This is a genomic window from Rhodococcus sp. MPR-R1B (genome assembly GCF_058793255.1).
Genome location: NZ_JBXAFO010000015.1, coordinates 1 through 26,100 on the forward strand (window position 1 = coordinate 1; position 26,100 = coordinate 26,100).

Below are 26,100 nucleotides of genomic sequence, written 5' to 3' on the forward strand. Positions count from 1 at the left end.
TCGTTCGACGATGCGGGTGCTGCGGCGGGGATGGCGGTGTCGTTGACGTATGCGACGGATCTGTTCGACGAGTCGACGGTTGCCTCATTTGCTGAACGATTCGAGCGGATCATCGGTGCGGTCGTTGCTGATCAGTCGATTGTCTTGGGTGACATAGATATCCTGGATGTCGACGAACGCAGGATGTTGACGAACGCCGATGGCACGACCGAAATGCCTCAAAGTCGGCTGGTCGATATACTTACTGCCGCCTGCGAGGTCGATCCGACTGCGATTGCAGTCCGAGCTGGTAGTCGATCAGTGACTTACGGGGAACTCGATGAGATGTCATCCAGGCTTGCCAGGGTTCTCATCGGACGCGGAATTGGCCCCGAATCCATAGTGCCGCTGGTTTTTTCTAGGTCGTATGAGATGGTGCTCGCGGTATGGGCGGTTGCAAAGTCGGGGGCGGCATACCTACCGATCGATCCCAAACATCCGTCAGATCGAATTGAGCACATGCTCTCGGATTCGGGCGCGTCCTTTGGGCTGACAACCTCCGCTGTCTCGGAAACATTGCCGAAAATTGCTCAGTGGCTGATGATCGATGATGCACTGACAATGGAGATGTGCTCGGCTGAGGAAGCGTCGGCTATCCGCGAAACTGATCGAGTCTCAGTTCTGCGCCCCGAACATCCGGCCTACCTGATCTACACGTCGGGTTCTACGGGCAAACCCAAGGGCGTGACGGTAACTCATTCGGGGCTTCTCGGATTGCTGAATATCGCGAGCGAGTTGTACTCCGTTTCTAGTGAGTCTCGTATTCTCCATAATTGCGCGCCGAGCTTCGATCCATCGGTTCTCGAATGGATGTTGGCGTTCAACGTGGGTGCGACGCTGGTCGTCGTTCCTCCATCTGTGTTGGGTGGTCATGAGTTGGCAGATCTGATCCGTTCTGAAAGTGTCAGCCACGCGATCATCACTCCCGCGGTGCTTGGAACGATGGATCCCGATACCTTGCCTGATCTAGAGGTGGTTTCGGTCGGCGGCGACGTTACGTCTCCGGATCTCTTGGCCAGGTGGGCGCCGGGAAGGTCGTACTTCAATGCGTATGGACCAACAGAGACGACGATCATCTCGACGTATGCCTCATTGATTGCGGAAAGCCCAGTGACAATCGGCTCGCCGATCTCAGGCGTCACAGCGCTAGTGCTGGACGAGCAGCTGAATCCAGTTCCCGTTGGAACTCGCGGTGAGTTGTATTTGTCGGGTGACGTTCTAGCCCGTGGGTACTACGAACGGCGCGGGTTGACTGCTGATCGGTTTGTGGCAAACCCGTATTCGAACGGGGGTGCGCGAATGTATCGCACCGGCGATCTAGTGCGTTGGACCGCTGGAGATACGATGACGACAGACCTTCAGCTCGCGTACGTCGGCCGAAGCGATTTTCAGGTTAAGGTCCGTGGATTCCGAATTGAACTCGGCGAAATCGATTCGGCATTGCTGGCCTACCCTGGCATCGAGCAGAGTGTGACAATCGGCACAGAATTGACCTCCGGCACAACCGCGTTGGTGTCGTACATCGTGCCGACTGACGGGAGCGTAGTCGACACCTCGGATGTAACGAGTTACCTGTCGAAGTCGCTGCCGTCGTACATGGTGTCGTCTGCAATTGTGGTTTTGGACGCTTTGCCGATGAACACCAGCGGCAAGCTGGATCGTAGGTTGTTGCCGTCACCTGTGTTCGAGACAAGGGCGTTCCGTGCACCCGTCACGCACACGGAGCGTCTCGTGGCCGAGGTATTTGGCGAACTCCTCGGGGTCGAGGGAGTCGGGCTGGACGACGACTTCTTCGAGCTTGGCGGTAACTCACTGATCGCGATGCGCGCGGTATCCAGGCTCGGTAGCGCGATGTCGACGGACGTTCCTGTGCGAGTTCTGTTCACCAACTCGGGAGTTAGCGCACTAGCAGACAGCCTCGGAGTTGGAATGCGTGTCGGCTTTGAAACTGATCGCGACAATGCGATTCAGGTGATGATGCCAATTCGTGTGACAGGAACTGAGCGCCCACTGTTCTGCATCCACCCTTTGATGGGGCTAGCGTGGCCTTATGCGCCGCTGTCTGCTCACGTGGACAGAAATGTACCGATATATGGATTGCAGACTCCGGCCTTGACTGAGGAGGGGTTTGACGCAGAGACGTTGTCCGATTACGTGCATCGCTATGCCGACGAGATCATGAAAGTGCAGACAGAAGGGGCGTACCGAATTCTCGGGTGGTCGCTTGGTTGTGTTCTCGCGCAGGGGGTTGCTGCGCGGCTCGAGGAACTGGGTGGAAAGGTCAGCTCGCTGATACTCCTCGACGGTTCGGTCGCGAAAGTGGACGAAGCAGAATTCGCGGACGGTTTGCGTTCTGAGATCGGGAATATCGGTATCGCCCTCCACGAAGACGAGAAGCTGGAGGAATTCTCACTAGAGCGCGCTAGGGAATTGATGTCCCTGGTGGAAGGTGAGACAGTCGGCCTGACGGCTGAACGAATTCAGCGTCTGTTCGTCAGTATCGCCCGGATGCATCGGTTGATGAACGAGTACACCCCGCCGATCTTCGATGGTGAAATTGTGTTCGTCAGCTCAAGCGATGAAGGCTCTGCAGTGATCCGCGCAGAGATTTGGCGTCAGTTTGTCCGAGGCGCCGTTAGTGAGACGCCAGTCGATATTGCACACGTCGATATGATGTCGCCTGAAGGCCTGGCCTTGATCGGCCCGATTGTCAACACGGCATTAAGGCAGATGTGATCGCCCAGAACTTGGAAGCCCGACGGCGGCTCACCTGATCGATCGAAGTCGACGTGGGGTTAACCTGACCACGTCGACTTCCCCTACTATTGGTGTAGATCTTGTGAATTCATTCGGGAAGGCATTTGGACTGGGTTCGACGGCGGACGTCCTAGGGGTCTTCGATGAGATCGTTGGACGAGAAATCCTGCACTAACATTCCTCATGCTAAGGCTGACTGTCGTTTGTGTTTTGGCCCTCGGGGTTATTTGCGGCAGAGGATTAGGCGTGCAGCGGGGCGAAGCCCGATTTGACCTGATCCTCCCATGCACTAGTGGCGTATGATCACACGTCACGATCGAGGATCCACACTCTTTTGGGCCCAAATAAGTGACGTCGAAATCACACGCTTCAAATCACCTCGACGATCAAGTGGTTTGCCCGGCTAAATGATTAGCGGGACATCGCCGATCCAGCGAAGGTGAAACGGGCGATCGGGTCTCTTGCCAATGTGAAGTTCAGCCAAGGGCCGACATCCCGGTGCAACTTGTCTCGATCGGGTAGTCTGCCGGAGTGCCGGTGTAATTCTCAGTGGTTATACCCGTTTACAATGAAGAAAAGTATCTCAAGTGGTGCATCGACGCTCTACTGAAACAAATCGAATTCATAACGGAGGTTGTTGTTGTTGTTGTTGTTGTTGTTGTAGAAAAAACTCAAATTACTCTCCAGCGTCGATCTTGAAAGATTATTCTGAAAAGATCGACAAGGTGAAATTGATTTCGGATCTTTTCCGGGGTGACGCAAGCATGTAATGCCGGTTTTGAAAAAAATTCTTCGTTAATTGTTCGGATTGATGTCGATGCCGCAGTTTCTGACGGTTGAGCCAAGTGTGTAATAGATTTCTTTACGTAACGCGATGATATTGCGGGTGCACGGGACTTTCTTATTTCTACGAAACGCCAATGTCAAACTATCGAACTCGGTCGCTTGATCGACAGGTGGAGCCTGGAAAGATCAGGGACATCCGGCCCCTTCCAACTTTGTAGGGAAACAATAAGGCAATTCGTAGAGAAGGCTTGGGAATCAGCGAGGGACGTTGTCAGTGTGTCCGATCAAATTCACGAAGATATTGATTTTACTATGTGTTCATTTATAAGAATTTGGCTAAAGTGCAACTATTGGTAATATGGGCGGAAATAGCGGGTCGCCGAGGATGGCCATCGCCTTTAGGGTATGATTGCTATATTGGTGCTTCGCGTAGGACTTATGCTCGACATGGTATCAAGACTCCGCTGTTGACCGCCCTTCTGGGAATTATTATATTGATGCCATATTGTCCTGTGGCCTTTTCATTTGGCGTACGATCCAGTTAGGGCGCATATGTTCGTGAGGAATCTCTTGCAGTCTAGGAGTGCGCGAGCTTTGCCATTTCCTCAGGCAGATGAGTCAACCAAGTACTGTGACGTGATAGGTCGCTAGGGTCAGTGGGATAGTCCGACTTGCTGGCCGAATTATTGGTTTCTTGTGAGCGAAGTCCCGAAGGTGATTTCGGTTGCGGACCTTGCAGAATTTGACTGCACCTCGGTTGCTGGTCTGTGCTTTTCTGACGATCATGTAAAAGGGGCCTAACGCCGATCGTCACTAATTACATTGGTTCATTACAAACTGTCGATCGAGCGCAAACTTGACCAGATCGAGCGTGTGGTTGTCTCGAACGAGGTCTCCGTGGCTGGTTGTGTTACCAGGGCAAGTGTCTTGAACCCAAACATTATCGACTAACGATCCGGGTCCTTGCGTCAGAAAGGTGGCTTCCGGGGGGGTCGAAATCTCATCACTAGCGGATGCGATGACAGTGTATCTGACACCCGGCTGAGTCTCAGAACCGGAGTTGAGGCTTGTCAAGAATGGCGCGCCATACAATTGCTGAACTCCGGCCGGCCCCCAGATGGCTTGGACCAACAGATCGCCTGGAAGGCCCATCGCAGACAAGGATCGCGCATTCGCCTGAAGTCCTCCGAACGTGGTCCCGTGATTTGTCGCGCCGAGAGTGACAACGGTGTGAACAACGTTTGCAGATGGGTCTGACGCATCTGCCCCACCATCAAACTTCAAATATTGACGGGCCACCACTCCGCCTTGTGAATGACCGACGAGGTCAACTTGACTGGCGCCGGTATGTGATTGCACGGATGCAACAAACGACGCCAATTCACGACTTGAATTGGAAATATCTCGGATCCCCCAGTGCACGACGTTCGGATTGAGAATCTCTTGAGCACCACCGTAATTCAGAGCAAAAACACAGTAGCCAAGGTCCGCGAGCTGAGGGGACAAGACATTCCAGGTGTCGGTCATGCTCATGCCAGTTCCATGGACAAGGACCACCGGGCGGGGATGTTCTGGCGTCGGCTTGCAACTCCAGTCGTTCGCACCAGCGGGCGACGCTCCCATCTCGGCGAACCCGGGCGACGGCTCTGGTTCGGCGATCACATGCGATGGTAGGCAAACCAGCAGTACGGCCGCGACGAGTGAGGGAACTAGGACGCGGCGCAGTTGTTTCATCTGTTTTCTCGATGTCTTCTCGGTACACGATTACGCGTTAACGAATGGATCCGCCGGCGCGGTGGCCGCGTTTTGATACGCGACCACCGCTCGTTATTAAATGCCCAGCGACTGCGCGATGAACGGCCAGGACTTGTGCAGATCATCCTGCCAATAGCCCCACGAGTGCGTACCGACTGGGCGGAAGTCGACCACTGCGGGGATCTTCAAGTCGAAGAGTCGCTTTGCCATGTTCGAGGTGCAGAGATTCGTTGCCAGCTCGATCGGACTTCCGACGACGATCTGATCGAACATTGCAGCGCGGCCGTCCTGAATACGTGGATTCGCTGGTGTGTCGTTGGGGAAGCCTGGCAGCCCGCTCCCGGTGCTCATGTAAATCTGAGTCCCCCGAAGCTTCTCTGCATTAACCAGTGGGTCATGTTCTCGCCAGCCGTCGCTGTCGAACGGACCCCACATGTTCTGGATGTCATCAACCCCGCCGATCCACTCAGTGGTAGTCCTGACGAACTGCTGTCCGAGGGGATCGCTGGTTTGCGCACAGCCGCTGTACGCCGCAACCGACTTGTAGAAACCTGGGTACTCGATGGCCAAATTGAGAACTGAGGTACCTGACATCGAGATCGCTGCCAAAGATTGGTCCCCGTTGCTGCCGAGTTGTTTGTTGAGCAGCGGTGGGAGTTCCTTGCCAAGGAAGGTACTCCACATGTTCTTGCCGAGTTTGGGGTCTTCTTTCTCCCAATCGGTGTAGTACGACAACCGGCCGCCAACAGGCGTTGCAACATTGACATTCTTGTCCTGGAAGAAGTCGACGACGTCAGTCTGGTACTCCCACGTTGCCGAGTCTTCGCCGCCGCCCGCGCCGTTGAGGAGATACAAGATAGGGCGTGGCACGGAGTTGTCCGCAGGCGTGATGACCTGAATCGGAACCGTGCGATCCATGGACGCTGCGTATACGTTGACGATCTGCTGGCGTTCGTTGATTTTTTCGACCGATTCGATGTACGAACCGTCCGCGCTTGACTCAGACGAGTCGCCATCCTGCTGGTGAGCAGGAGTCCCTGCACTCGCAATTCCGACTGGAATCAGCGCACAGGCCATGGTGAGGGCGGCAACTTCAGTTACACGCCGCCACACGGATTGATTCATTCGCGTCAAGTTACTTCCCTCTCGTTGCATGGTCGCATTCGGCGCAATTGCGGCCAGCGTTTGACGTGGTTCTCAGACTGCTAAGTCGGTTATTCGAACGCCATCGTTACGATCGGCAGTTCCGCCAAACCTGGTCGCCGCTGAATTCCAGGTCCTCACGCGGTTTCTGCTGCTCGTCGGAATCCCCTAATCGCCGGGAGAATGAACACTGCCACCATCCCCAGTGACCAGATCAGTGTCTTGATCATAGGCTCGGCCACCGGTCCTCCTAACGACAAACCCTTCATCGCGTCGATCGCCACAGACATGGGTTGTTCAGCGACAATGGGCTGTAGCCACTTCGGATAGGCGATGACGGGTACGAATCCCGAATTGAAAAACATCAACAGAGTGCATGAAATTGAAACAATCTCGACAAGTGGCAGATTCGCGGACACTGTTGCGAGTGCAGTCACCATCATTGCGAAACCAACACCAAACACAATGGGTAGAGCCAGGAGTGCCACAGCCGCGAGAGGGCCTTGGTTAAATCTGAAGCCAAGGGCGTATCCGACGGCGAGGATGACGATTGATGTGACGAGGACGCGGACAGCTTCAGCAATCATGCGTCCGACAAGACCTGAGGCGCGGTGTGCGGGTAGCGTCCAGAACCGGCTGAGCAGTCCGGATGCCTGTTCGCCTTTAAGTCCCACAGCGCTTGCGATCGATCCGAACATCGCGCCGACGAGAATGATCAGCGGCACGGTTCCGAATATGCTTGATTGCCCGGTTGCTGCGGAAATCGAATTGCCCAACACCACCCGGAACATCAAGAGCATGAACGCCGGATACACGAGGGCCTGAATGGTTGTCGAAGGGTCACGCATCCACGTGATCAGCAGTCGTTTGGCCTGAATCCAACTGTGCACGACAAGCGCATTGAGTGAATTCTCCGGCAACGCTTTGTCTGGGTATGGGAAGTTGAACCCCTCAGCAGGGCGGACAACTGCCATGAAACGATCAGTCGGCTCGCTCATGATCGCCTCAAACTTGCCCAGAAGGCGAGCGGTGCAAATACCGCAATCAACCCGATTGTCCACGCCACCACTGGGAACAACACGTTCCAACTTACACCGCCTTGCGCGAGATCACGCATGGCGAATGAGAACTGGGATACTGGTTGATTTCGAACGAATGGGCGGATCCATTCGGGAAAGCCAGTTTCGGGCGCAAATCCGCATGACAGCATCCCGAGGATAAGTTGCGGCAACGTGAGCGCCTGGCTTGTCGCTTGAGGGCTCTTCGACAGCGAGCCGATTGCGTCGCCAGCGAAGGATAGACATGTACTGAAGGCAAGGGCAATCGCGCAGAACAGAGCAGCCTGAGCCAATCCGGCCGAGAATCGGAATCCAATTAAGTGCCCGAAGGTCAACGCCGCGGCAAGGGCAACCGTGGATCGCACAAACCCACTGGATTGGCGGGACAGTAAAGGAACCGGCCCGAACACAGGCATGGTCTTCATTCGGTTGCTGAAACCTGTGATTGTTTCAGTCGAAGCCATTTGGGCAGCAGAGATCGACGTGAAAGCCATGGCTTGCAGCACGATGATGGGCATCAGAAACTGGGCGTAGTTGATGCCCTGAAGCTGCATGACGAACTTCAGCGGGAGGTAGAAGCCGATCGTGAAAATCAGCGGCGCGATGACGGCGATCAACAATTCGTAGCGCTTGACCATCGATTTGACGGTTCGGGCCGTCAGGACCCACCACTGATTGATCGCGGACGGGTGAGGGCGGCGATGCTTGCCGACGCTCAAGGCTTCGGGAACCGCAATTTTACTGAGGGATCCGCCTCGAACCGTGACCTGATCGACCCCGAACTTGGTTGTCGTTGTCACTGTGTCTCACTTACGTGCTGCTCACCTGTGAGTGAGAGGAAGACATCGTCGAGTGACGGGCGGCGAAGTGCGATGTCAGCTAGCGGTATTCGCGCGTGGTCCAAACGGCGTAATGCTTCTGAGAGCGTTCCGGCTCCAACAGGGGCAGGTATGGCGATTCGGCCACTCTCCTGCGCCAGGTCGAATCTGAAGTCACGCGGGACGAGATTTCCGAGTGCGTGGACCGCGTGAGCCAATTGCTGAAGATCCGAAGGGACGATCTCACAGAAGCTTGCACCGGTTCGAGCCTTCAGTTCATCGGCCGTTCCCTCGGCGATGACCGCGCCTTTGTCGATGACGATGATGTTGTCGCTGAGTAGATCCGCTTCCTCGAGGTACTGAGTTGTCAGGAGCACCGTGATGCCCTGTTCCTTCAGTGATTGGACCAACGACCAGACGCTCTGTCGACTTCGCGGATCCAGACCAGTTGTCGGTTCGTCGAGGAAGACAACCTCGGGTCGAACGACGAGACCGCACGCGATGTCGATTCGTCGCCGCATACCACCCGAATAGTTTCGTACGACGCGCGATCCGGCCTCGACGAGATCGAACTGCGAGAGAAGGTCGGCAGCCCGGACCTTCGCCGACATCCTGTCGAGTCCCATCAAGCGACCGAACAGTTCGATGTTCTCGCGCCCTGTCAGCGAATCGTCGAGAGCCGCAAATTGGCCCGTCATCATGATGGAGCGTCGAACCTCGGGTGCGTTTCGCACTACGTCGTAGCCTGCAACGGTCGCGCGCCCACTGGTTGGGCGGATGAGCGTGGAAAGCACCTTCACCGTGGTGGTCTTGCCTGCGCCGTTCGGGCCCAGGATTCCGAGCACTGTGCCGCGTGGGGCGACGAAGTTGATCCCCCGCAGCGCGTGCACGTTCTTGAAAGACTTATGTACGTCCTCCACTAGTACTGCTGCGTCCGTGGAAAAGGGCATCAACACTCCGCTGTCTGCATGGTCGGAACGGGCACGCGCTCCCGACGGGCGCACAGATGCCTTCTGTCTCATATCTGCGTTCTCCGGTCAGATGTTACCGGAGGGGTTGGCCGGAACTTCGGTCGTCGAGCTCAGTCGTCTGTGGGAAACGGGTCTGCCAGCGACTCTGCAGGCGTCGATCACCCTGAAATTCACCTTGTGTCAAAAGTCACATGCGCTTGATCCGGCTGATTTCTAACATCTTCGATCACGTTGCCAGGCGATAGGGTTGGTATTAGCGCAGGTAGTTCTTCTCGATTGCGAATAGGATGGTCTTGCCTGGTTCGCGGGTTAATCCGCTCCATGTCCGTTTTTTCCAGCGGGCGCTAGGGCAGTCGCGGTTGGCAATCCGTGCTTTTATCGACAAATGGCGAACTCGACACTTTCGGCCGTAGGTCGTGAACATGACGAGTGCGAGTACATTGCGATTTGCGTTGACGCATTGTTGGCGCGGTGGCTACGTCGACGATATTATAGTCGTGGGCATTAATTGTCCGATGACACAGCAGAGTCAATCAAGAATATGTTCGGCGGAGTCGAAGATTTACACGTAGCGGCATTATCGGTCGAATCGACGCGGAGATAATCGTGAGGCTCGGGCGGGCTGAGGGTGTGCACGAACTCTTTTGTCGTCACGAAGATTTCTTCCGAATAATGCATGACCTAGGTTGTGAAATTCTAAGTGAGCCCCGATCGAGGTGCAATCTTTCCGTACAGGGCTTGAATCCCACTGTAATCCTGTAGGAATAGTGAATTTTCTGTCGCAGATTCGACGTCGTCGAGCATCTTCTGTCCGCCGGTTACGGCTTCGATCTCCATGATTGCGCGCCAAGCGCCGAAGTCGGTCCCGCTGAAAGCGCGCATGGCGCCCTCGAAGCCTTCCAACAGATAGCTGCGATCTCCACGATCCAGGGAATCCCAGACCGACACGGCCAGTTCCCCGGCAATCGAGGCATGGCAGTACTCGTCGCGAGCGTGCAACCGGATTGTCGCGCGGTTGATCGACTGAACGCCCGGATCGTCCGAGATCAGGTCGAGGTATGCGGTGATCGACACCTCGGCGACGGTCATGAACGCCAACTGTGTCAGGGCAATCTTGCGAGGCCCCTCGGCTGCGTCGAGGGCTTGCGCCTGCGTGCGGACCGTCAGGACGTCGGGCAATGCCTTGGCCGGCAGCCCCCAGCCCCTGCCTCGACGGGTCGCTGAACTGGCATTGAAGTGCATGAGCGTGTGATATTGCTCGTCGACCATCGCCTGATTGACCGCCACTGCAGCCCAATCTCCGAGACCGACGCCGAGTCGGTCTTCGGCGAGAACGTCGAAGCCGGGATTGACGACGTACTTCTCGATGTCCATGACGTTCTTGTTGAACGCGATCCATGCCCAGGCTTGCAGGCGTTGCTTCTGCTCGGGGCTCAATGCCAGGTAGGTCGGATGCTCCGCGAACGGGAGAAGTGCTTCGGGGTAGTCGGACAACGACGAATCGAAGAGATCGTCCAGTTCCGGCTCCGCCTTCTTCACGGTTGCCCGGCGCGCCCAATTGCTCGCAAGGCGGCGGACGATTGCACTCTCGACCGGATCGGAGGCGTCGTACTCCGGGAGGCTGGGCGGGCTCACTCCAGGTCTCATCGTGCCCTACTCTCTGTGCCCTTCGGCGATCTCTCTGTGCCCTTCGGCGATCTCTCTGTGCCCTTCGGCAATGCGATCGAACAAGCTCTGGCACTCCGCGTTCAATTCGCCTGAGCGATTGTCGAGCGCTGCGTCGGCGGTTTTCATCAGCGTCGTGAAGTCGCCGAGGGTTTCGGCCGCCCTGTCCACCTGTGCGGTGGCATCGAACAGTGCTTTTCGTGTCGCACCTGCATACGGATTGCCCGCTTGCACGTCCCAGTACACCTCCGGCTCGCCGCCGGCTACACGCGCCAGGAGCGCGAGCAAGGTCCGATGCGGGGGAGGGGCGACCGCGAGGAGTTCGTCCGCGGAAACTCCGAGTTCAGCCAGGGCAACGCCGAAAGCCAGCACCGACGCGTGTGTCAGAACCTGGGTGGCCGCAGCCAACCGGTCGTGACGATCGGCGTCCATCACCGCGACCGACGCGCCCCACGAGCGCACGATGTCGAGGAATCTGTCGGACTGCGGACCGCCGACGTACGGCACTGCGATGACGGCCCGACCGCGTGGCCCGAGCGACGGACGGAACATGGGGTTGAGTCCGAGGAACTCCCCTTCTCGGCCGGCGTCGGCGATTGCTGCGTCCATCCGCGATTTGACCGACAGCGTGTCCACAACGAGAGCGCCGGATGTCCGAAGGCTCGGTAGTGCGGCTAGAGCGACCTGTTCGGGAACCGCGAGCACGATGATGCGCGAGGACTCCACGTGCGCGAGGACTTGCTCACTGGGTTTCGTGATGTCTCCGACGACTACATCTCCGTCGGGATCGCTGCCTGCTGGGTCGACGACGGTGACGGTCGACCCCCCGGCGCGAAGCAGTTCGACGAACATGGATCCGACGGCACCCAGCCCGCCGACAACCGTCGCTGTGCCTGATGTCGCCGTCATGGCTGGATCTACCCGCCGTACTCGAGGACCCGCGAGGACACCGCATCGAGCGCACGGAGCAGCGTGGACGCCTTGACCGTGGTCTCGTCGAATTCTTCTTCCGGATCGGACAACGCTGTGATGGCACCGCCGATTCCGAAGGTCACGCCGCTCTCGGTGCAGACCAGCGACCGGATCACGATCGAGAGGTCCGCGGCGCCACCGAGCGCGAAGTACCCGATCGATCCCGAGTAGACCCCACGTGGGCCGGATTCGAGGCGGTCGATGATCTCCATCGTCCGTACCTTCGGGGCGCCGGTCATCGATCCACCGGGGAACGCGGCACGCACACAGTCCACCGCCGACGACCCCGGACTCAGATGTCCGCGCACCGTCGACACCATTTGGTGAACGGACGAGTACGACTCGATCGCGAACAGCCTCGGAACGTGGACACTTCCCGGAACGCAGACCTTGGTGAGGTCGTTGCGGGTGAGGTCCACGATCATCAGGTTCTCGGCGCGGTCCTTCTCGCTGTCGAGCAGGTCCTGCCGTAGGGCAGCATCACGCGCTCGGGTGACGCCGCGCGGGCGGGTCCCTTTGATCGGCTTGGACTCGACGTTGCCGGCCGAGTCGACACGAAGGAACCGCTCAGGCGAGGCCGAGACCACCGAGATGCCGGTGAAGTCGAGAAGTGCGCTGTACGGCGTCGGATTGATCGAGCGCAGATACTCGAACGCCTGCTGTGCATCGATCGTCTCGTCGACGCTCGCCATGTTGGTCAGACATACCTCGTAGGACTCACCTGCCCGGATCTCCGAGAGGGCCGTTCCGATCAACGACAGGTACTGATCGCGATCATGCCGAAGGCGAGCCTGCGTCCAGACGGTGTCGCTGATCAGCGGAACGGGGGTGCGTTCCGGAAGGTCCGCGCCGATCCGCGCCAGGGTGTCGACGGTCGATTCGAGCCAATCGTCATAGCCGGCGTCCCGGACTTTCTCGCGCAACCTCAAAACGTGAGTGCGGCCCGCGGTGTGATCGATGACGACGGCGCGATCGGCAAACACCAGGGCGGCATCAGGAGTGGGTGCCGGATGGACTGCCCTTCCTCCGGTCTGTGCTTTCAGTTCGTAGCCGAGGTAGCCCACGTAGCCGAGGTTGAAGTCGAGTTCCGGATGCGAGGGCACGAAGCGTGTCGCGAGTTGTGCGTCCAAGTAATCGAAGAACTGAACTCGAATGTGCTCGTCGGACAAGCCTTTTCGGCTGACAGTCAGTACCTCGGCTTGCACGTCGTACGTGATGAACTCGGCCAGCGGCCCCGACGAATCGCCGAGAATCGAAAAGCGCGCACTCGGCTCTGCGGTTGCCGCGCGGTCCAGCCAGAACGCGTTCGGGCCGTCGGCGAACAGTGCTGCATAGGCCGCCGACGGGTCCACTGCAAAATCGAGAGTCACGTCGTCGACGTCGTAGTTGATCGCCGGCCGCAGGTCGGGTGTTTGCGGAACAGGTTCGGGTCGGATCACCGAATCCAGAGTGCGTCCGACGGACAGATCGCGGAAGTTCGCGAGCAAATCTATGCCGAACTCGGTGCTGATGGACTCCGGATGGAACTGAACGCCCCACATCGGCTTGGTCCGGTGCCGGACACCCATGAGCAGACCGTCGGACGTCCACGCGGTACGAACGAAGGCGTTCGGCAGATTCTCGACGGTCAACGAGTGGTAGCGAACAGCTCGGAACGGCGACGGAAGTCCGGCAAAGATGCCCGAGCCGTCGTGATCGATCAGCGAAATTCGGCCGTGCATCGGGACGGGCGCAACCACCACGTCCGCGCCGAACAACTCGCACAGGCCCTGGTGGCCGAGACAGACACCGAGAAGTGGGAGAGGCGCTTCTTCGATGAAACGGCGGCTGATTCCGAAATCACGGTCGCGATCCGGCCGGCCGGGACCTGGGGAGATGACCACGTTGTCGTACGACGCGAGATCGAGGGAATCCCAATCCACGTCGTTGCGGACCACGGTCGGCACAACCCCGTTGACCTCGGTCAACAGGGTGAACAGGTTGTAGGTGAACGAGTCGTAATTGTCCACCAGAAGGGTGCGGGAACTCATGTCGATGATCCTGATCTCGGTCCGACGGATTCCCGAACAGTGTCCTCCTCCTCAACAGGTGCGTTGATCACCAGGTCTTCGAGTCGACAGGTCTCGGCAATCATCAGCTCGTACAGGGCGTTGAAGAAGTCAGGAGAGAGGTCGTGTCTACGAGCGAATTCACGCGCCCGCTCCTGCACGACGCGCACGCGGCCGGGTTGCATCATCGGAACCTCGCGGGAGCGCTTCCACTCGCCGATGCGCAGGCAGAGTTCCAGCCGCTGCCGCACCGTCTCGAGAAGTAGAGCGTCGATGGCGTCGAGGTCGCGCCGGAAGCTGTCCAATCCCTCGGCCTCGTCCGGATACGACGAGGTCTGCGTGCCTGCTTCGGAACTCGTTGTGGTCAAGAACTCTTCCACGAGGCCTCCCGGTGCTCGGCGTGACGCGAGGTCGACAATGTGGTGCCCGGAACGCAACCCACCTCCGGACACCGGCACCCCGACCGACCATCGCCGTTCGGGGAGGTGTTCCACGATCGCCATTCGCCGAAACCTGCGGTGGTGCCTAATTCCGCGAAACCTGTTTGGCGGGCGAATCAGGTTGCGATGCAGGCGGGTTCGTGAGTGCCTACTTGGGGGAGACCCAGGTGGTGATTTCGGCGTGGACTACTTCCTTGCCGCCCCGGTCGAAGATCGAGATGGGAACGAGAAGTTCCGTGCCACTCTCGATCGCCGCGAAGTCCGGCAAAGTCTCGAGTCGGGCGACCGCCCGCAGGCCGGTCTCGGCCTTGGCGAGGTAGTCGACCTTCATGGACTTGGGGATCCAGCGGTGCGAGTTCGGAACCGTCGCTTCGCTCAGCATGCCCATTGCGACCTCCGCGAGATTGCATGCAGCGATCGCGTGGAAAGTGCCGAGATGATTGTGGACGCCCCACCATTTGGGGGAGCGGACCTCGCAGAGCCCTGGTTCCAACTTGGTCACCCGGGGGAGAACAGAGGCGAAATAGGGCACGCGAATGGACATCGCCGCCGAGAAAACTGCATGTCCGAGGGCATTGTCCGGCAATTTCTGCCATCCGCGATAGGTAGGGCTGGAGGTAGTCATAGGCCTATCTTACTTCTGAGTAAGGTTGTTGTCGCGCAGCTCACTCGGAAAAGGCAGTTCGGGGGAGTTGAGGATTTGGGCCAGGTACGGCATACTGGTCGGGTTGCCTTGTCCGGGACGCGGTCGATTGCGGCCGTGATCGGGTAAGGGTAAGACGTCACAGACGATCGATCGCAGATCCCGTCAGGGTAATCGGGTCAACGACTGTGACCATGCAAGACGAGAAGTAATGCAGGACGGAAGCAGTACCTACTTTGTGTTCGACATCGAACACGTCCGGTACGCATCACGCGCCAGATAATCGAAAGATTGTCCGGCGCAGGATGAGTGAGAAGGCGACACGCCCGACCGCGTGTACCGGAGAACAATGACAAACGAACAGCGGCAGCAGATCCTGATCTCGATCCGAATCTGGGTACTCCCGAGAACTTGGACTTGGTCCCGATCGCTTCAGTGTTCGTCGTGTCATCGTCCAGGCAAGGACTGTGCAGACGAGGTAGCTCGAGCCTGACCAGGCGGGCTACGAAACGCGGCAAGAAAAGGACACTAAGCGTGGCGGGACAAAAGATCCGCATCAGGCTCAAGGCCTACGACCACGAGGCGATCGACGCGTCAGCGCGCAAGATCGTCGAGACGGTAACCCGTACGGGTGCCCGCGTCGTTGGACCTGTGCCGTTGCCGACCGAGAAGAACGTATATTGCGTCATCCGCTCGCCGCACAAGTACAAGGACTCGCGCGAGCACTTCGAGATGCGTACTCACAAGCGGCTGATCGACATTCTCGACCCGACGCCGAAGACGGTTGACGCGCTCATGCGCATCGACCTTCCGGCCAGTGTCGACGTGAACATTCAGTGACGGCGGAGACAAAAACAATGACTGATACCAAGATCAAGGGAATCCTGGGCACCAAGCTCGGCATGACCCAGGTCTTCGACGAGAACAACCGGGTTGTCCCGGTCACCGTCGTGAAGGCTGGGCCGAACGTCGTAACCCAGATCCGTACCGAAGAGCGTGACGGCTACAGCGCCGTTCAGCTCGCGTTCGGCGCCATCGACCCGCGCAAGGTGAACAAGCCGACTTCCGGCCAGTTCACCAAGGCTGGTGTGACCCCGCGTCGCCACGTAGTGGAGCTCCGCGTTGCGGACACCTCCGACTACGAGGTCGGCCAGGAGCTCACCGCCGAGGTCTTCGAGGACGGCGCATACGTCGACGTCACCGGAACCAGCAAGGGCAAGGGCTTCGCCGGAACCATGAAGCGTCACGGCTTCAAGGGACAGGGCGCGTCGCACGGTACCCAGGCTGTTCACCGCCGCCCGGGCTCCATCGGTGGCTGTGCAACTCCCGGCCGCGTGTTCAAGGGCATGCGCATGTCCGGACGCATGGGTAGCGACCGCATCACGACGCAGAACCTCTCGGTCCACAAGGTGGATGCAGAGAACGGCCTGCTGCTGATCAAGGGTGCGATCCCCGGCCGCAAGGGCGGCCTCGTGATCGTCAAGAGTGCAGTGAAGGGTGGTGCACGGGCATGACCAGCACCGAGACCAAGTTGACCCTGGACGTCAAGGTCGCCGGCGGCAAGACCAACGGCACCGTCGATCTCCCCGCTGAGATCTTCGACGCTCCGGCCAACATCGCGCTTCTCCATCAGGTTGTCGTCGCGCAGCTCGCAGCTGCTCGTCAGGGAACCCACTCCACCAAGACCCGCGGCGACGTCCGCGGCGGTGGCAAGAAGCCGTACCGCCAGAAGGGCACCGGCCGCGCACGCCAGGGCTCGACTCGCGCACCGCAGTTCGTCGGCGGCGGAACCGTTCACGGCCCGCAGCCGCGTGACTACAGCCAGCGCACCCCCAAGAAGATGAAGGCAGCCGCTCTTCGCGGAGCCCTCTCTGACCGCGCACGCAACGAGCGCATCCACGTCATCACCGAACTGGTTGCAGGGCAGACGCCTTCGACCAAGGGCGCAATCGCGTTCCTCGGCGAGATTTCGGATCGCAAGAAGCTGCTGCTCGTCGTGGGTCGCCAGGATGTAGCCGCTTGGAAGAGCGTGCAGAACCTGGAAGGCGTGCATCCCATTGCACCCGACCAGCTCAACACCTACGACGTGCTCAATGCAGACGATGTCGTGTTCAGCGTCGAGGCACTCAACGCGTTCATCCACGGGCCCGCAGAGAGCGCTCAGAACAAGGAGGACGCCAAGTGAGCACCATCGCTGACCCCCGCGACATCCTGCTCGCTCCGGTCATCTCCGAGAAGTCCTACGGACTGATCGAGGAAGGCACCTACACCTTCCTGGTGCACCCGGACTCGAACAAGACGCAGATCAAGATTGCCGTCGAGAAGGTCTTCGGCGTCAAGGTGACCAGCGTCAACACCGCCAACCGTCAGGGCAAGCGTAAGCGGACCCGATTCGGTTACGGCAAGCGCAAGGACACCAAGCGCGCGCTCGTGACCCTGTCCGCTGACAGCAAGCCCATCGAGATCTTCGGAGGACCGGTCGCGTAAGCGCCGGGACTTGACGAGACATAGAGGACGAGAAGACTCATGGCAATCCGTAAGTACAAGCCGACAACACCGGGCCGTCGTGGCTCGAGCGTCTCGGACTTCGCCGAGATCACTCGGTCGACCCCCGAGAAGTCGCTGGTTCGCCCGCTGCACGGTCGCGGTGGACGTAACGCACACGGTCGTATCACCACCCGTCACAAGGGTGGCGGACACAAGCGTGCATACCGACTGATCGATTTCCGTCGCAACGACAAGGACGGCATCCCGGCAAAGGTCGCTCACATCGAGTACGACCCCAACCGCACAGCAAACATCGCACTCCTGCATTACGCAGACGGTGAGAAGCGCTACATCATCGCCCCCAAGGGCCTGGTGCAGGGTTCACCGGTCGAGTCCGGTGCAGGCGCCGACATCAAGCCGGGCAACAACCTGCCGCTGCGCAACATCCCGACTGGTACCACCATCCACGGTGTGGAACTGCGTCCCGGCGGCGGAGCCAAGATGGCTCGTTCCGCAGGCGCCAGTATCCAGCTCCTCGGTAAGGAAGGCAGCTACGCCACGTTGCGTATGCCTTCCGGTGAAATCCGTCGCGTCGACGTGCGCTGCCGCGCATCCGTCGGCGAGGTCGGCAACGCCGAGCAGTCGAACATCAACTGGGGCAAGGCCGGCCGTATGCGTTGGAAGGGCAAGCGCCCGACCGTTCGTGGTGTCGTGATGAACCCGGTCGACCACCCGCACGGTGGCGGCGAGGGCAAGACCTCAGGTGGACGCCACCCGGTCAGCCCGTGGGGTAAGCCTGAAGGCCGTACCCGCAAGAACAAGGCAAGCGACAAGATGATCGTCCGTCGCCGCCGCACCGGCAAGAACAAGCGCTAGGAGGGAGTGAAGGATGCCACGCAGCCTTAAGAAGGGCCCGTTCGTCGATGACCACCTCCTCGCGAAGGTGGATGTACAGAACGAAAAGGGAACCAAGCAGGTCATCAAGACCTGGTCCCGTCGTTCGACAATCATCCCGGACTTCATCGGCCACACGTTTGCAGTTCACGACGGCCGCAAGCACGTCCCCGTGTTCGTTTCCGACTCCATGGTCGGACACAAGCTCGGAGAGTTTGCACCGACCCGCACGTTCAAGGGTCACATCAAGGATGATCGGAAGGCGAAGAGGCGATGAGCAACACCGAAACCGCCAACCCGACTGCCAAGGCTGTAGCGAAGCACGTTCGCGTTACGCCGATGAAGGCACGTCGAGTTGTGGACCTGGTCCGCGGGCGCTCGGTTGAAGACGCCCTGAACATCCTGAAGTTCGCGCCGCAGGCAGCGAGCGAGCCGGTCGCCAAGGTGATCGCCTCCGCAGCAGCCAACGCCGAGAACAACCTCGACCTCGACCCCAGCACGCTTGTCGTTGCTACGGCGTTCGTGGACGAGGGCGCGACCCTCAAGCGGTTCCAGCCGCGTGCACAGGGACGTGCGTTCCGTATTCGCAAGCGCACCAGTCACATCACCGTGATCGTGGAGAGCCTGCCGAAGACCGGAACATCGACCCGTAATCGCCGGAAGGGAAGTGCTCAGTAGTGGGCCAGAAAATCAACCCGCACGGCTTCCGTCTCGGCATCACCACCGACTGGAAGTCTCGCTGGTACGCAGACAAGCAGTACGCGGAGTACGTCAAGGAAGACGTCGCGATCCGTAAGCTCCTCGCCACCGGCATGGAGCGCGCAGGAATCGCGAAGGTCGAAATCGAGCGCACCCGTGACCGTGTTCGCGTGGACATCCACACTGCACGTCCGGGCATCGTCATCGGCCGCCGCGGCGCCGAAGCCGATCGCATCCGCTCCGAGCTCGAGAAGCTGACCGGCAAGCAGGTTCAGCTGAACATCCTCGAGGTCAAGAACGCAGAAGCTGAAGCACAGCTCGTCGCACAGGGTGTGGCCGAGCAGCTCTCGAACCGCGTTGCCTTCCGTCGTGCAATGCGCAAGGCCATCCAGTCGGCCATGCGTCAGCCCAACGTCAAGGGAATCCGCGTTCAGTGCTCCGGTCGTCTCGGCGGCGCCGAGATGTCCCGGTCGGAGTTCTACCGCGAAGGCCGTGTGCCGCTGCACACGCTTCGTGCGGACATCGACTACGGCCTCTACGAGGCCAAGACCACCTTCGGTCGCATCGGCGTCAAGGTCTGGATCTACAAGGGCGACATCGTCGGTGGCAAGCGTGAGCTCGCCGCCAACACGGCCGCACCGGCCGGGGATCGCCCGCGTCGTGAGCGTCCGAGCCGTCCGCGTCGTTCCGGTGCCACCGGTACCACTGCGACCAGCACCGAGGCCGGCCGCGCAGCGACCGCAACCGCCGATGCTCCCGCAACTGAACAGAATCAGGAGGGCTGACGCATGTTGATCCCACGGCGGGTCAAGCACCGCAAGCAGCACCACCCGAGCCGTTCGGGTGCCGCCAAGGGCGGTACCCAGGTGACCTTCGGTGACTACGGCATCCAGGCTCTCGAGCCTGCCTACATCACCAACCGGCAGATCGAGTCCGCTCGTATCGCCATGACTCGGCACATCAAGCGTGGCGGCAAGATCTGGATCAACATCTTCCCGGATCGCCCCCTCACGAAGAAGCCGGCCGAAACCCGAATGGGTTCCGGTAAGGGTTCGCCCGAGTGGTGGATTGCCAACGTCAAGCCCGGACGCGTTCTGTTCGAGATGACATACCCCAACGAGGAGATTGCTCGTGAGGCCCTGCGCCGCGCGATGCACAAGCTCCCGTGCAAGTGCCGGATCGTGACCAGAGAGGAGCAGTTCTGATGGCTACTGGAACCCCAGCAGCAGAGCTCCGCGAGCTCAGTGAAGACGAGCTGGTCACCCGGCTCCGTGAGTCGAAGGAAGAGCTTTTCAACCTTCGTTTCCAGATGGCTACCGGCCAGATGGACAACAACCGACGACTGCGCACCGTTCGTCACGAGATCGCGCGCATCTACACCGTCCTGCGTGAGCGTGAGCTCGGACTCGCTGTGGGTCCGGATGCAGGTGACGCGGCATGAGTGAGGAAAAAGCAGTGAGCACAGAAGAGCGCGCGAGCCGTAAGGTCCGTGTCGGATACGTCGTGTCCGACAAGATGGAAAAGACGATCGTGGTCGAGCTCGAAGACCGCGTCAAGCACAAGCTCTACGGCAAGATCATCCGCCGTACGACCAAGGTGAAGGCGCACGACGAGAACGGCGTTGCCGGCGTCGGCGACCGCGTTCAGCTGATGGAAACCCGTCCGCTGTCCGCGACGAAGCACTGGCGTCTGGTCGAGGTCCTCGAAAAGGCCAAGTAAGCCTGATCGAATCCTCGAGCTGATCGAGTATCACCGAATGGCCCGCTTCCCCTTGGGGGAGTGGGCCATTCGGCTTTCCGGGGGCTTTCGGGGCTTTCCGGGCGAAGGGTTCGAGTTGCGTCGAGTACGGCTGATTTGGTATTCGGCGAACCCTTCCCTACAATAGAACGGTTGCCTGTGGCAGAGGTGTGTCTTCACGTGCGCAGCTCGAACGGTGCTTGCAGTGATCGTCTCCCGACGTCAGTCGGTGGGACTGCAGCTCAGACACGACGCAGGTGGCAACAATGACCGCGCGCACCGGGTCGGTAATCCGTTGCGCACGAAATTCCAGGTCTAGGGAGATCAAGTGATTCAGCAGGAGTCGCGAGTTCGCGTCGCTGATAACACGGGTGCCAAGGAAATCCTTTGCATCCGCGTTCTCGGCGGTTCGTCACGTCGCTACGCCGGGATCGGTGACGTCATCGTCGCCACCGTCAAGGACGCAATCCCCGGTGGAAACATCAAGAAGGGTGAGGTCGTCAAGGCCGTCATCGTTCGCACGACCAAGGAGCGCCGTCGTCCGGACGGTTCCTACATCAAGTTCGACGAGAACGCTGCAGTGCTCATCAAGGCTGACAGTGATCCCCGTGGAACCCGCATCTTCGGACCCGTCGGCCGTGAGCTGCGCGAGAAGAAGTTCATGAAGATCGTTTCGCTTGCCCCGGAGGTGCTGTGATGAAGGTGCACAAGGGTGACACCGTTCTGGTCATCGCCGGCAAGGACAAGGGCGCGAAGGGCAAGGTCATTCAGGCCTACCCCGCGACCGACAAGGTCCTCGTCGAAGGCGTGAACCGAATCAAGAAGCACACCGCGGTTTCCGCGAACGAGCGCGGAGCATCCTCCGGCGGCATCGTCACGCAGGAAGCCCCGATCCACGTTTCCAACGTTGCAGTCGTCGACTCGGACGGAAACCCCACCCGCGTGGGCTACCGCACCGACGAAGAGTCCGGCAAGCGCGTTCGGATTTCCCGGAAGAACGGGAAGGACATCTGACATGACCTCCACCGAAAACAAGGTCCAGCCGCGCCTCAAGGCACGCTACCGCGCTGAGATCAAGGACGCGCTCAACAGCGAGTTCGACTACTCGAACGTCATGCAGATCCCCGGCGTCGTCAAGGTTGTCGTCAACATGGGCGTCGGCGACGCCGCCCGTGACGCCAAGCTGATCAACGGCGCTGTCCATGACCTGTCGCTGATCACGGGCCAGAAGCCCGAGATCCGCAAGGCACGTAAGTCCATCGCGCAGTTCAAGCTCCGCGAAGGTATGCCCATCGGTGCACGCGTCACCCTCCGTGGTGACCGCATGTGGGAGTTCCTGGACCGCCTCGTGTCTGTCGCTCTGCCCCGTATCCGCGACTTCCGTGGTCTCTCGGGCAACCAGTTCGACGGCAACGGCAACTACACGTTCGGCCTCAACGAGCAGTCGATGTTCCACGAGATCGACGTGGACAAGATCGATCGCCCCCGCGGCATGGACATCACCGTCGTGACCACCGCAACCAACAACGAAGAAGGCCGTGCACTGCTCAAGCACCTCGGCTTCCCGTTCAAGGAGAACTGAGCGCATGGCTAAGAAGGCATTGGTCAACAAGGCCAACAAGAAGCCCAAGTTCGCGGTTCGCGCCTACACCCGCTGCCAGCGGTGCGGTCGCCCGCACTCGGTGTTCCGCAAGTTCGGCTTGTGCCGTATCTGCGTTCGCGAGATGGCTCACGCCGGCGAGCTTCCCGGAGTTCGCAAGAGCTCTTGGTGATCTGAGGCCCTCGGGCTTCGTCACACCACGCATGTGAATGGGCGTGGGTTCCTTTGGAACCCACGCCCATTCGTGGTTTCCATCAAGATGTGTGTCGAGCCGATCCTGAAAAGAACTGTCCCGCTGCGACTCTGGTTGAAAGCGATCATCGTTCGTCGGTGTCGTTCTTCGGTGCCGAACGAGCAGTTCAGATTTCGGGGTGCGTCGATACCGTCTCGATCAGCGACCTTCGGGTGGCGGTGGGGGAGGCGACATGGGATCCCGGTGGACACCCGCGCCGAAGTTCCCTACACTAGAGCGGTTGCCGTGGCTGACGCATGCGTTCAGCTCGGTGCGGTAACTTACGCCGTCTGACACAAGTCGGACGGCCCAGCCGAATTGCTGGAGGCCCACGATCGGATTCGTCCGGTGTTGCATGGGAACCACAGCGAGAAAGGTGTCGAGGTCGACCTATGACCATGACTGACCCCATCGCAGACTTCTTGACGCGTCTGCGCAACGCCAACACGGCGTACCACGATGAGGTGAAGCTTCCCCACTCGAAGATCAAGGCGAACATCGCCGAGATCCTCAAGCGCGAGGGCTACATCTCCGATTTCCGTACCGAAGACGCAGAGGTCGGCAAGACCCTCATCGTCGATCTGAAGTACGGTCCCAGCCGCGAGCGTAGCCTCGCCGGCGTGCGTCGCGTTTCCAAGCCCGGTCTCCGGGTTTACGCGAAGTCCACCAACCTGCCCAAGGTCCTCGGAGGCCTCGGCGTGGCCATCATCTCCACGTCGTCCGGTCTGCTCACCGATCGCCAGGCGGCCAATCAAGGAGTAGGCGGGGAAGTCCTCGCCTACGTCTGGTAAGGGAGGCCACCACAATGTCGCGTATTGGAAAGATTCCGGTCACCGTCCCCGCGGGCGTTGACGTCACGATCAGCGGCCAGGATGTCACCGTCAAGGGTCCCAAGGGCACCCTCGCGCTGACCATCTCCGAGCCCATCGCAATCGAAAAGGCAGAGGACGGCTCGCTGAGCGTCACGCGCCCCGACGACGAGCGTCGTAGCCGCGCGCTGCACGGTCTGTCGCGGACCCTGGTTGCGAACATCATCACCGGTGTCACCGAGGGTTACACGAAGAAGATGGAGATCCACGGTGTTGGTTACCGTGTGGCACTGAAGGGCAAGGACCTCGAGTTCGCGCTCGGCTTCAGCCACCCGGTGCCGATCGAGGCTCCTGAAGGCATCACCTTCGTCGTCGAGTCGCCCACCCGGTTCTCGGTGTCCGGCATCGACAAGCAGAAGGTCGGGCAGATCTCGGCCAACATCCGTCGTCTCCGTCGTCCGGACCCGTACAAGGGTAAGGGCGTGCGTTACGAGGGTGAGCAGATCCGCCGCAAGGTCGGAAAGACGGGTAAGTGATATGAGCCAGACTGCAAACCAGAAAGCCAAGCGGATTCCGCTGGGCAAGGATGCGTCCACCAAGCGTCGTCTCTCGAAGACGCGTCGTCACTTCCGTCTCCGCAAGAAGGTCTCCGGCACGCCCGAGCGTCCCCGCTTGGTCGTCAACCGGTCCTCGCGCCACATCCACGTCCAGCTCGTGGACGACCTGGCCGGCCACACCCTGGCCTCCGCGTCGACCATCGAAGCAGACGTGCGCGTGGCAGAAGGCGACAAGAAGGCTGCGAGCGCGAAGGTCGGTCAGCTGATCGCCGAGCGCGCCAAGGCTGCCGGCGTGGAAGCAGTTGTCTTCGACCACGGCGGACACGGCTACCACGGTCGCATCGCGGCCCTGGCAGACGCGGCTCGCGAAGGCGGGTTGAAGTTCTGATGACCAACATTTTCAACGGAAGGACAGCCTGATGCCGGGACGTCAAAGGCGTGACGGCGGAAGCGGACCCGCCGGACAGAATGGCCCCAACAGCGGTGACAACAGCAACGCTCGTGGGGACAACCGTGGTGGCGGCCGTGACCGTCGCGACGGTGGCCGTGGCGGAAACGCTGCGGAGAAGTCACAGTTCATCGAGCGCGTTGTCACGATCAACCGCGTTTCCAAGGTCGTCAAGGGTGGTCGTCGCTTCAGCTTCACCGCTCTGGTGATCGTCGGAGACGGCAACGGACTGGTCGGCGTCGGCTACGGAAAGGCCAAGGAAGTTCCCGCGGCCATCCAGAAGGGTGTCGAGGAGGCTCGCAAGAGCTTCTTCCGCGTCCCGATGATCGCCAACACCATCACTCACCCCGTTCAGGGTGAGGCTGCTGCCGGCATCGTCATGCTTCGCCCGGCAAGCCCCGGTACCGGTGTTATCGCCGGTGGCGCTGTGCGCGCCGTGCTGGAGTGCGCTGGTATCGCGGACATCCTGTCGAAGTCGCTCGGTAGCGACAACGCCATCAACGTCGTGCATGCGACCGTTGCTGCGCTCAAGGGTCTGCAGCGTCCCGAGGAAGTTGCGGCTCGCCGCGGCCTCACCCTCGAAGAGGTTGCACCCGCCGGCATGCTTCGCGCTCGCGCACAGGCTGCTGGGAGTGTGAAGTAATGGCAGATCTCAAGGTCACTCAGATCAAGAGCATCATCGGGACCAAGCAGAACCAGAAGGATTCTCTGCGCACGCTGGGTCTCAAGGGCATCCGTCAGACCGTTGTTCGTGAGGACAACGCACAGAACCGCGGTCTGATCAACGTGGTGCGCCACCTCGTAACAGTTGAGGAGGTCTAACCATGACCATCAAACTGCACCACCTGCGCCCCGCTCCGGGATCCAAGTCCAACAAGATTCGTGTTGGACGCGGTGAGGGCGGCAAGCGTGGTAAGACCGCAGGTCGCGGTACCAAGGGCACCAAGGCACGTAACACCGTGCGCGTGGGCTTCGAGGGTGGACAGATGCCGCTTCACATGCGTCTGCCCAAGCTCAAGGGCTTCACGAACCCGTTCCGCGTCGAGTACCAGGTCGTCAATGTCGGCGACATCGCCCGTCTGTTCCCCGAAGGTGGAGCAATCACGGTCGAGGATCTCGTCGCCAAGGGCGCAGTCCGCAAGAACCAGCTCGTCAAGGTTCTGGGCGACGGCGAACTGACAGTTGCCGTTCAGGTGACCGTCGACAAGTTCACCGGCTCCGCCAAGGAAAAGATTGCTGCTGCCGGTGGTTCCGCCACCGAGCTGTGAGTGATCACGCGTAGCTAGTCCGATGGCCGCAGCGCAGCGTTTGCTGCGGTGCGGCCATCGGCGTCTACGAGGTCGTGTCACAGGTACGAGGTCGTGTCACAGATTGGTCGTGCATGCTCGGACGGGCCAGTATTCTGGTCACCGAGTGGCAAATGTATCTTCGGCTTACCCGGTTTTCGTGGTCTGCCCGCCTAGTTCCCAAATGCTCACTGTTAGAGTTCAAAAGTTCGACAGGTCAAAACGATCTGTCTCCCTACCGTCGTGCCAGGAGGAT

At 59.8% G+C, this 26,100-nt stretch carries 33 protein-coding genes; 23 read left to right on the plus strand and 10 right to left on the minus strand.

All coding sequences use genetic code 11. The features are described from left to right. Together AC1Q61_RS20285 and AC1Q61_RS20290 are read left to right on the plus strand one after the other, a co-directional pair. Positions 1-2,775 (plus strand): non-ribosomal peptide synthetase (locus AC1Q61_RS20285; RefSeq protein WP_492654898.1); only part of this gene is annotated, 2,775 nt, incomplete at its 5' end. Positions 2,776-3,345: 570 nt separating this feature from the next. After that, positions 3,346-3,495, plus strand: a complete 150-nt coding sequence (locus AC1Q61_RS20290) for a glycosyltransferase family A protein (protein WP_492650988.1) — start codon at positions 3,346-3,348, stop codon at positions 3,493-3,495. 900 nt (positions 3,496-4,395) lie between these two features. Here the strand turns inward: AC1Q61_RS20290 and AC1Q61_RS20295 are convergent. From AC1Q61_RS20295 to AC1Q61_RS20340, 10 genes are all read right to left on the minus strand, one after another. Further along, on the minus strand, positions 4,396-5,316 hold the full coding sequence (locus AC1Q61_RS20295; RefSeq protein WP_047270226.1) for an esterase/lipase family protein: 921 nt from the start codon (positions 5,314-5,316) through the stop codon (positions 4,396-4,398). Between the two features lie 96 nt (positions 5,317-5,412). Further along, a complete protein-coding gene (locus AC1Q61_RS20300) occupies positions 5,413-6,462 on the minus strand; it encodes an alpha/beta hydrolase (RefSeq protein WP_050656632.1) in 1,050 nt (349 codons plus the stop codon). 155 nt (positions 6,463-6,617) lie between these two features. Further along, on the minus strand, positions 6,618-7,478 hold the full coding sequence (locus AC1Q61_RS20305) for an ABC transporter permease (protein WP_047270224.1): 861 nt from the start codon (positions 7,476-7,478) through the stop codon (positions 6,618-6,620). Beyond that, positions 7,475-8,338 (minus strand): ABC transporter permease, encoded by an 864-nt coding sequence (locus tag AC1Q61_RS20310; RefSeq protein WP_047270223.1) that lies wholly within the window; start codon positions 8,336-8,338, stop codon positions 7,475-7,477. The genes AC1Q61_RS20305 and AC1Q61_RS20310 overlap by 4 nt, the downstream gene beginning before the upstream one ends. After that, the gene (locus AC1Q61_RS20315) at positions 8,335-9,306 is read right to left on the minus strand and encodes an ATP-binding cassette domain-containing protein (RefSeq protein ID WP_037129211.1); all 972 of its coding nucleotides are present in this window, start codon (positions 9,304-9,306) and stop codon (positions 8,335-8,337) included. The genes AC1Q61_RS20310 and AC1Q61_RS20315 overlap by 4 nt, the downstream gene beginning before the upstream one ends. A 717-nt stretch (positions 9,307-10,023) precedes the next feature. Next, a complete protein-coding gene (locus AC1Q61_RS20320; protein WP_047270221.1) occupies positions 10,024-10,974 on the minus strand; it encodes a diiron oxygenase in 951 nt (316 codons plus the stop codon). A 6-nt stretch (positions 10,975-10,980) separates the two neighbouring features. Then, positions 10,981-11,901: a prephenate dehydrogenase dimerization domain-containing protein gene (locus tag AC1Q61_RS20325; protein ID WP_492650989.1), complete on the minus strand. Its 921-nt coding sequence runs from the start codon at positions 11,899-11,901 to the stop codon at positions 10,981-10,983. 8 nt (positions 11,902-11,909) lie between these two features. Then, a complete protein-coding gene (gene pabB, locus AC1Q61_RS20330) occupies positions 11,910-13,994 on the minus strand; it encodes an aminodeoxychorismate synthase component I (RefSeq protein WP_076949012.1) in 2,085 nt (694 codons plus the stop codon). Then, positions 13,991-14,515, minus strand: coding sequence for a chorismate mutase family protein (locus tag AC1Q61_RS20335; protein ID WP_064112329.1), 525 nt, complete (start codon positions 14,513-14,515; stop codon positions 13,991-13,993). Before AC1Q61_RS20335 ends, pabB begins: the two co-directional genes overlap by 4 nt. Positions 14,516-14,600: 85 nt before the next feature. Continuing rightward, positions 14,601-15,077 carry a hotdog fold domain-containing protein gene (locus tag AC1Q61_RS20340; protein ID WP_003940943.1) on the minus strand — a complete coding sequence of 159 codons (477 nt, stop codon included), beginning with the start codon at positions 15,075-15,077 and terminating at the stop codon, positions 14,601-14,603. A gap of 552 nt (positions 15,078-15,629) precedes the next feature. Between AC1Q61_RS20340 and rpsJ the strand changes: the two genes are divergently transcribed. From rpsJ to rplO, 21 genes are all read left to right on the plus strand, one after another. Further along, entirely contained in the window at positions 15,630-15,935 is a 306-nt protein-coding gene (gene rpsJ / locus AC1Q61_RS20345; protein WP_003938093.1) for a 30S ribosomal protein S10, read from the plus strand. 17 nt (positions 15,936-15,952) lie between these two features. Further along, positions 15,953-16,609, plus strand: a complete 657-nt coding sequence (gene rplC, locus AC1Q61_RS20350) for a 50S ribosomal protein L3 (RefSeq protein WP_003940826.1) — start codon at positions 15,953-15,955, stop codon at positions 16,607-16,609. Further along, positions 16,606-17,280 (plus strand): 50S ribosomal protein L4, encoded by a 675-nt coding sequence (gene rplD / locus AC1Q61_RS20355; RefSeq protein ID WP_003940723.1) that lies wholly within the window; start codon positions 16,606-16,608, stop codon positions 17,278-17,280. Before rplC ends, rplD begins: the two co-directional genes overlap by 4 nt. Continuing rightward, on the plus strand, positions 17,277-17,582 hold the full coding sequence (gene rplW / locus AC1Q61_RS20360; protein WP_003940990.1) for a 50S ribosomal protein L23: 306 nt from the start codon (positions 17,277-17,279) through the stop codon (positions 17,580-17,582). The genes rplD and rplW overlap by 4 nt, the downstream gene beginning before the upstream one ends. Positions 17,583-17,621: 39 nt before the next feature. After that, the gene (rplB, locus tag AC1Q61_RS20365) at positions 17,622-18,458 is read left to right on the plus strand and encodes a 50S ribosomal protein L2 (RefSeq protein ID WP_003940895.1); all 837 of its coding nucleotides are present in this window, start codon (positions 17,622-17,624) and stop codon (positions 18,456-18,458) included. Positions 18,459-18,471: 13 nt separating this feature from the next. Then, positions 18,472-18,753 (plus strand): 30S ribosomal protein S19, encoded by a 282-nt coding sequence (rpsS, locus tag AC1Q61_RS20370; protein ID WP_003940820.1) that lies wholly within the window; start codon positions 18,472-18,474, stop codon positions 18,751-18,753. Then, positions 18,750-19,154, plus strand: coding sequence for a 50S ribosomal protein L22 (gene rplV, locus AC1Q61_RS20375; protein WP_003940717.1), 405 nt, complete (start codon positions 18,750-18,752; stop codon positions 19,152-19,154). The genes rpsS and rplV overlap by 4 nt, the downstream gene beginning before the upstream one ends. Next, a complete protein-coding gene (gene rpsC, locus AC1Q61_RS20380; protein ID WP_003941003.1) occupies positions 19,154-19,960 on the plus strand; it encodes a 30S ribosomal protein S3 in 807 nt (268 codons plus the stop codon). Before rplV ends, rpsC begins: the two co-directional genes overlap by 1 nt. A gap of 3 nt (positions 19,961-19,963) precedes the next feature. Further along, positions 19,964-20,380 carry a 50S ribosomal protein L16 gene (gene rplP, locus AC1Q61_RS20385; RefSeq protein ID WP_003940899.1) on the plus strand — a complete coding sequence of 139 codons (417 nt, stop codon included), beginning with the start codon at positions 19,964-19,966 and terminating at the stop codon, positions 20,378-20,380. Further along, the gene (gene rpmC, locus AC1Q61_RS20390) at positions 20,380-20,616 is read left to right on the plus strand and encodes a 50S ribosomal protein L29 (protein WP_003940734.1); all 237 of its coding nucleotides are present in this window, start codon (positions 20,380-20,382) and stop codon (positions 20,614-20,616) included. The genes rplP and rpmC overlap by 1 nt, the downstream gene beginning before the upstream one ends. Further along, positions 20,613-20,894, plus strand: a complete 282-nt coding sequence (gene rpsQ / locus AC1Q61_RS20395; RefSeq protein ID WP_003941020.1) for a 30S ribosomal protein S17 — start codon at positions 20,613-20,615, stop codon at positions 20,892-20,894. The genes rpmC and rpsQ overlap by 4 nt, the downstream gene beginning before the upstream one ends. Before the next feature lie 346 nt (positions 20,895-21,240). Then, the gene (gene rplN / locus AC1Q61_RS20400) at positions 21,241-21,609 is read left to right on the plus strand and encodes a 50S ribosomal protein L14 (RefSeq protein ID WP_003940951.1); all 369 of its coding nucleotides are present in this window, start codon (positions 21,241-21,243) and stop codon (positions 21,607-21,609) included. Beyond that, positions 21,609-21,926 (plus strand): 50S ribosomal protein L24, encoded by a 318-nt coding sequence (gene rplX / locus AC1Q61_RS20405; protein WP_003941019.1) that lies wholly within the window; start codon positions 21,609-21,611, stop codon positions 21,924-21,926. The genes rplN and rplX overlap by 1 nt, the downstream gene beginning before the upstream one ends. 1 nt (position 21,927) lies before the next feature. Then, positions 21,928-22,494, plus strand: a complete 567-nt coding sequence (rplE, locus tag AC1Q61_RS20410) for a 50S ribosomal protein L5 (RefSeq protein ID WP_003940924.1) — start codon at positions 21,928-21,930, stop codon at positions 22,492-22,494. Between the two features lie 4 nt (positions 22,495-22,498). Further along, the gene (locus tag AC1Q61_RS20415; protein ID WP_003940698.1) at positions 22,499-22,684 is read left to right on the plus strand and encodes a type Z 30S ribosomal protein S14; all 186 of its coding nucleotides are present in this window, start codon (positions 22,499-22,501) and stop codon (positions 22,682-22,684) included. Positions 22,685-23,136: 452 nt separating this feature from the next. Continuing rightward, positions 23,137-23,535 (plus strand): 30S ribosomal protein S8, encoded by a 399-nt coding sequence (rpsH, locus tag AC1Q61_RS20420; RefSeq protein ID WP_003940873.1) that lies wholly within the window; start codon positions 23,137-23,139, stop codon positions 23,533-23,535. 14 nt (positions 23,536-23,549) lie between these two features. Beyond that, complete coding sequence (rplF, locus tag AC1Q61_RS20425) at positions 23,550-24,089, plus strand: 50S ribosomal protein L6 (protein WP_003940970.1); 540 nt, start codon at positions 23,550-23,552, stop codon at positions 24,087-24,089. A 1-nt stretch (position 24,090) separates the two neighbouring features. Then, complete coding sequence (rplR, locus tag AC1Q61_RS20430) at positions 24,091-24,498, plus strand: 50S ribosomal protein L18 (RefSeq protein WP_003940996.1); 408 nt, start codon at positions 24,091-24,093, stop codon at positions 24,496-24,498. Between the two features lie 31 nt (positions 24,499-24,529). Next, a complete protein-coding gene (rpsE, locus tag AC1Q61_RS20435; RefSeq protein ID WP_003940718.1) occupies positions 24,530-25,201 on the plus strand; it encodes a 30S ribosomal protein S5 in 672 nt (223 codons plus the stop codon). Then, a complete protein-coding gene (rpmD, locus tag AC1Q61_RS20440) occupies positions 25,201-25,380 on the plus strand; it encodes a 50S ribosomal protein L30 (protein WP_003940751.1) in 180 nt (59 codons plus the stop codon). Before rpsE ends, rpmD begins: the two co-directional genes overlap by 1 nt. A gap of 2 nt (positions 25,381-25,382) precedes the next feature. Next, positions 25,383-25,826 carry a 50S ribosomal protein L15 gene (gene rplO / locus AC1Q61_RS20445; RefSeq protein ID WP_003940829.1) on the plus strand — a complete coding sequence of 148 codons (444 nt, stop codon included), beginning with the start codon at positions 25,383-25,385 and terminating at the stop codon, positions 25,824-25,826. Positions 25,827-26,100 lie beyond the last annotated feature (274 nt).